Annotated in this window: 7 protein-coding genes; 5 read left to right on the top strand and 2 right to left on the bottom strand. The window is 38.8% G+C overall.

The genetic code is table 11. From position 1 onward, the window contains the following. Positions 1-628: 628 nt before the first annotated feature. The 5 genes from L3N51_RS12155 (at position 629) to L3N51_RS12175 (ending at position 3,928) form a co-directional block, all read left to right on the top strand. Entirely contained in the window at positions 629-967 is a 339-nt protein-coding gene (locus L3N51_RS12155; RefSeq protein WP_238027485.1) for a hypothetical protein, read from the top strand. Next, positions 964-2,418, top strand: coding sequence for a hypothetical protein (locus tag L3N51_RS12160; RefSeq protein ID WP_238027486.1), 1,455 nt, complete (start codon positions 964-966; stop codon positions 2,416-2,418). Before L3N51_RS12155 ends, L3N51_RS12160 begins: the two co-directional genes overlap by 4 nt. Beyond that, on the top strand, positions 2,415-3,089 hold the full coding sequence (locus tag L3N51_RS12165) for a ParA family protein (protein WP_238027487.1): 675 nt from the start codon (positions 2,415-2,417) through the stop codon (positions 3,087-3,089). The genes L3N51_RS12160 and L3N51_RS12165 overlap by 4 nt, the downstream gene beginning before the upstream one ends. After that, complete coding sequence (locus L3N51_RS12170; RefSeq protein WP_238027488.1) at positions 3,086-3,448, top strand: ribbon-helix-helix domain-containing protein; 363 nt, start codon at positions 3,086-3,088, stop codon at positions 3,446-3,448. Before L3N51_RS12165 ends, L3N51_RS12170 begins: the two co-directional genes overlap by 4 nt. Before the next feature lie 81 nt (positions 3,449-3,529). Continuing rightward, complete coding sequence (locus tag L3N51_RS12175) at positions 3,530-3,928, top strand: hypothetical protein (RefSeq protein ID WP_238027489.1); 399 nt, start codon at positions 3,530-3,532, stop codon at positions 3,926-3,928. Here the strand turns inward: L3N51_RS12175 and L3N51_RS12180 are convergent. Together L3N51_RS12180 and L3N51_RS12185 are read right to left on the bottom strand one after the other, a co-directional pair. Continuing rightward, positions 3,925-4,608 (bottom strand): tyrosine-protein kinase family protein, encoded by a 684-nt coding sequence (locus tag L3N51_RS12180; RefSeq protein WP_238027490.1) that lies wholly within the window; start codon positions 4,606-4,608, stop codon positions 3,925-3,927. The two genes, L3N51_RS12175 and L3N51_RS12180, sit on opposite strands and share 4 nt — an antisense overlap. Before the next feature lie 57 nt (positions 4,609-4,665). Continuing rightward, on the bottom strand, positions 4,666-5,520 hold the full coding sequence (locus L3N51_RS12185) for an HTH domain-containing protein (protein WP_238027491.1): 855 nt from the start codon (positions 5,518-5,520) through the stop codon (positions 4,666-4,668). Between the last annotated feature and the right edge of the window lie 129 nt (positions 5,521-5,649).

Here is a 5,649-nt window from a genome sequence, read left to right on the forward strand (position 1 = left end):
CTGAAATGAACGCTCCCTGCCGTTGTTTTAAATATGCCCAAGGATTTCGACTGGTAGTCGACTACTTGGAAGGATAAGTAATTTTTGAATTTACTCTAGAGTTAACCTTTATCTTCACTGGTTACCCGATATCGGCGTAAGGAGCCTCTGACGCGAAATGCTCAACAAATCTAACTAGGCCCCTTCACAGATGAAACTTAAGTCAGAACATCACGCAAGTGGACAAAAGGGCAGAACCTGAGACCATAAGATACTTTAGGTATCAGGAGATATATAATGATTTTATTCTCTATAATATGAATAATTCTATGAATCCTATGGCATCTTGTAACGATATTTACTTGCGATAATATCTGTTCTCATATATTACAATCGCTGAATTAATTGTTACCTAACCGTTGATTGGTGACTCACTCACAATTAAGGATATGGAAAGGACTTGTTGTGACTACCAGTCGAAATTCCTGCTCCTCTTTATATAAACGGTTTGCCACGGATTCTTATGGATATCTACCTAGGATACGAACTGTACAGTAATGTTAGTGGCTTACTTTATATTTTCTATATTCTCAATTTCACCAGTCATACAGCGTTAATCTCAGTGATTAACCCTTCGACTCATACCATCATGAACTATACATCAGCGATTCCCAGTTTCTTGATAATTACTCATGCTAATGGTACATCATTCACTTTCTGTCTTGGATCTCAAGCAATACCGGCATTTAAAATAGCAGGAAGAAGTATTCTCATTTATTCTACAAGCGGTGTTCTATTGGAAAAGGTAAATACAAACGAAAACATGACCCTCATATACGCTAATTTTCCTGGTTTAACCAATGAACAGATTCCTAACTTTAGAGAATTGGCTGGTGAAGTAGATCTGTTTCCGATCAATATTACCACCATTCTTGGGATTGTACTGGGTCTTCAATTATTCCTTGTATTAAGGAGGGTGATAAGATGATAGAGGTAAGGAGGGACATGGCATGGTTATCTGCAGGATTTTCTTTCCTCGCAATAATATTCTACCAGGGATTCGACGTCACGCTGGGCAGAACAGTCTTCGCCAATCTCTACGAAATTCCCTTGATTGCAATCTCTTTCAACGTGCTTGCGTCAGTATTTCTTGCACTAAGCAAGGGCTACTACATTTACGCTATCCCTCTCTCTTTCCTAAGCTATATATTCTGGCCCGAAGTAATTAGCGTTGTACTTTTTCTGTTGGCGATAACTGCCTTAAGGGGAATTCCTTCATTCGCTAGGGATGTCCTCTTAGGAATAGATGCATTTGCAGTTACCTACGTCATATTAGCGATAGTAGGAATAAGGATAAATTTACTCATGTTACCAGTGGCCGTTATTCAGGTTGGTGCCCCAATTTTAATACCATTGATCTTATTGATTGGAATAATTTATGGATATAGAAGCAAAGGGATTCCTACAGGTGAAATAAACCTGTCTTTAGCGTTTGCAATCTTTGTAACGTTGATGGTAACCACCCTACCCTTCACCGGGATAAACTCCCTGGGAAGATTCCTGTTCCCAAATCAAGCTCCATATGTTGACTGGTTGTTATCACCATCCCTTGGGAAGTTCTTCATTTCTCGTCCACTTTATCTAGCTCTCCTCTATATCTTGGGGAAATTGGTGAATGCAACAATTTTATCTCAATGGCAAATTCCAGTACTTTCACTTATTTTTGTACTTTCTGCACATAAATTAGGTAACTCTGTTAGGCAGGGAATGGGACCACTTGCTGCCCTACTGGCTGGTGTATCACCTACCATTATAGCTCTTCTCTATTCCAATTTGGAGGCCAATATCCTATCTCTTTCCTTCATGTTCCTCTCCCTTTCATATCTCCTGAGGAGTGAGACAGGGAAGGCTATACTTCTCTCCTACCTCTCAATGTTATCCCATATATTCACATGGACTCAGCTTGAGGGAACATTAGTGATATTTACATTTGTCTACTTTCTAATTAAACGACAAATCCCCTGCAACCTGAAGAGGTATGTCCTTTTAACGGGGCCAGCATTACTTTTTAGTCTAATTCTTTTATTTACGGTATTTTCAATCCCCATAGGTTTTTCGCTGACCAGTTACTTGAACCAAATAACCCTGTTGAGTTGGGGAACCGTAAATGCGCTTCTATTCTTTACACTTTCCGTGTACGGATTGGATAGTTCGCCTAGAATGATCTATGCCATCTTCACCATCTCTGTACTGGAGACCTTTGTCCTCAACGCGGTTCAGAATCTGATTATCGACATTCCATTTTTCATTCCAGCTTCCTTGGGAGTTCTTAAGCTGGACTCGGGCTTGAGAGTTCCTCTCCTTCTTCTCCTCGTAGTTTGGGGACTTATCATGAGCCTTAACAGCTTTCCCTATTTATATGGAGGTGTTACAATTTGACTAAAAAGATAATTATAACTGGCGTAAAAGGCGGAACCGGAAAGTCCTTCGTCTCATTCCTTCTTCTTAAAAAGCTGATAGAGAAATGGAGAGTTCTTTTTGTGGATATGGATAACACCCTCACCGTAAGCAGGTTGCTCGGAATCCTCCATTTGAATGACCTATACGACGCACGTAACGACCACCTTGATTTATGGAAAAATGATAAAGTAGTAGTTCTTCCCATGGGTACGATAAATCAGAGTAGGCTGAAGGAGTTTCAGAAGATCTACAGGGAAGTAGCGAGGGAAAGTGACATGATTGTAATAGACTCATCTAACATTTCCAACCCTGCCCTAGAGGTAGAGGGACATCTTCTTCAGTGCGCCGAAATAAATTTTGTTCTAGTTACCACACCCCAACCTTTCTCGTTGAAAACCAACCTAGATGCCCTGCTTTCATTGGAAATGATATATCCTGCCGCTCCTTCACAAAAAGTCATGGTTCTAAACATGGTCAAAGATGAGCCGTCTAACCTACCTAATAACGTAACACTAGTGAAGATACCATTTATCAGGCAGCTCTATATTTACGGAGCCTCCCATGTGGTAGATGAGTTTCCTTCCATTAATGCCTCAATTGAGAAACTAGCAAATGTACTTGGCACAAAATTTACAGGCGGCCTACCATGAAAGTAAGGGAAACATTTGAAAATGACAGGAGAACCATAATCTTAGATGAAGATTTTCATAGGGTCATCACATTTAGAATAGATATAGAAGTGAACAAGAGACTTGAGAGTCTTTCCGCGAGGACTGGGTTAACCAAGACAAGTTTAGTGTTATCAATGATCGCCAGATTTCTATCAGAAAGCGATGCATACAGAGAACGCATCCTTCGACACACGGATAACTTGAACACACCCTGTACCATAGGAGTGAGGATGAGAGATTCTCTAGTGTCTTCTCTTTTATCGAAATTACCTTCAAAATATCCCTATACAGTGGCTCTCAGAAAGATTATTTCGTTCTATATGAAAGATTCTGAATAATATAAAACAATTTACTCATTATTTCATTTCTAGGGAGTATTAGCAAAGGGTTTTTAAATTGTACGAAATCAATCTAGTCATATGAAAACTGCAATAATATTACCAACGGTATTCTTCTCAGCGATAGTCTCAGTGGCTTACTATTTAGGAGTACCACTCCTCATTCTAGCAGGCGCTCCACTACTCCTTCTTCAATACTATCTGGTAACTAGGCGTCAGATAGTTGATCAGCAGAGCCTTGAGGCGTATATTATGGAAAACTATGGTGTATCATGCGAAGGGAAGATAACTTTTGTTGATAACGTGGATCTCTACCTCTTTTTCCCTTCAAAGATCAATGACAACACGGCCATTGTTGATAGGAACCGTTGTATAATTAAGCTGAATGGGAAAGTAAAGTCCATGGGTCTTTATGAGGGAATAGAAGAAGCAATATCTAAACTATGTAAGCCTGAAATCAGAAGAGTAATAGCGAATTAATATATCATTTTCTCCACTAGCTTAACCAACTCATAAAGCTCCTTTGGTGGTTCACAGTTTTGAAACCCGTTGTAGAGTAGATCCTTGTAGAAAGGTATCTTAATCGTCTTTATTCCAGGAACCTCTATATCCTGATTCTTGACCATATTTGCCACCAAGGCTAGAATTTCCAGTGACGAAGACTCGGGAACCATGAGCTTCAATATTTTTTTGTACTCTTGGATAAATATTAACACTCTCTGCAGGGGAAGCGCCGGCGTGGTTACAGGAATGAAATAGGATTCCTTGTCATTGGTGACCTTATAATATGCCTTATACTCCATGAGTTCAATCTCACCGATTCCGCCTGGAGAATTATCCGTTATTATTATATCAGCATCATTCAATATATTTTTATAAACTACATAGAATTTCTCAAGCGGTGGAATATTGCTTGGCTGAAACCTAGCCAATGACACCACCTTGAGATTTCTATCCTCATATACAAATTCTCCATTAATATCATCAGCAAGATAATTTAGAATCCCTATTTTTATACCAAATATAGAACTTATAGTTGCGGTCAGGTCGCGATCAACAAGAACAACTTTATATTTATCACTAAGTATCTTTGATAAATAGTATGAAATTGTTGACTTACCCACTCCCCCCTTGGGACTCACCACTGCAATTCGAATCATGACATAATATCATGCTCGATTATTATAAAGAGCCCCATAAGTTTCGACTACAAGTCCTCATTTCCTTGTTCCGATAAAGGCCATCACACTAGCTAAAACGTAAAAGACTAGAAAATATAACCATATAGTTGCCACAATATGATCCAAGGGATTTTTATAAAAGTAAAAGATTACGGGGGATATAATGGAAAACGCTATCAATAGTTTAAAAATTGCATAATCAAGTCTAGTACTAACTGTAGATTTTAATATAAACTTGAGAAAGATATTATTTCTCATTTTATAAATTCCAGGTATCTTTCCTAATACTTTTTTACCGTCTTCTGTAATTATCCATTCCACCCTTAGACCGGATATGCTCCTTTTATTAATTTTTTTAAAAAATTTATATCGTGTTGCTAATATCTCTAGGTAATTTATTATGGTCCTCTTGGAGACTCCTAGTTCCTTGGAGAGTGCTGTCAAGGGCACCTTGCCATCGTTCACCATGGCTGCCTTACCTATTTCAACGAAGTAGTAGTAGTGGTTTAGATTATGCATTATGTCTAGCTCGCCATCAAGTTCGTCCTGTGGCTTAACTTCCACAACCTTTTCTGATGGATCCACACCCGAACCGTTTGTAGGGCTCATAACAGTCGAAAGGGACAGGAGCTTACCTAGAAGTGTACGACCTGCGGGAGACAAATCATAAATATCATATTTTATCTTCTCCACTAGTCCCTTCGTTATTAATTTCCTGATGGAATCTATGGATGCTTTTTTATTTATTCCAACACCCTTTGATATTTCTGATATTGTGGAGGCTCCTCTCTGAGATAGAAACAACACAATTTTCCACTGTATTTCTCCTCTGGCGAAATCGATATTCTCATCCAATTCTTTCAATATATCCATCAAGTCATTGTCAGTCATTTTCTTAATACAAAAGACTTCCAAAGATTATAAAATATTAACACTTTCTCTTTACGACGAGAACCTAGTGACCACGTACGAGATGTTCCCGTTTCTGTTTTAATACTGGTACGAGCTTCTCAAGGAGGA

This window comes from Metallosphaera javensis (ex Hofmann et al. 2022) (genome assembly GCF_022064045.1).
GTDB lineage: Archaea > Thermoproteota > Thermoprotei_A > Sulfolobales > Sulfolobaceae > Metallosphaera > Metallosphaera javensis.

What these genes read in the sequence shown, in the direction of transcription:
- L3N51_RS12170 (WP_238027488.1), top strand. Translation starts at nt 3,086, where the DNA reads ATGAAAGTAAGGGAAACATTTGAAAATGACAGGAGAACCATAATCTTA.
- L3N51_RS12160 (WP_238027486.1), top strand. Translation starts at nt 964, where the DNA reads ATGATAGAGGTAAGGAGGGACATGGCATGGTTATCTGCAGGATTTTCT.
- L3N51_RS12185 (WP_238027491.1), bottom strand. Translation starts at nt 5,520, where the DNA reads ATGACTGACAATGACTTGATGGATATATTGAAAGAATTGGATGAGAAT.
- L3N51_RS12180 (WP_238027490.1), bottom strand. Translation starts at nt 4,608, where the DNA reads ATGATTCGAATTGCAGTGGTGAGTCCCAAGGGGGGAGTGGGTAAGTCA.
- L3N51_RS12175 (WP_238027489.1), top strand. Translation starts at nt 3,530, where the DNA reads ATGAAAACTGCAATAATATTACCAACGGTATTCTTCTCAGCGATAGTC.
- L3N51_RS12155 (WP_238027485.1), top strand. Translation starts at nt 629, where the DNA reads ATGAACTATACATCAGCGATTCCCAGTTTCTTGATAATTACTCATGCT.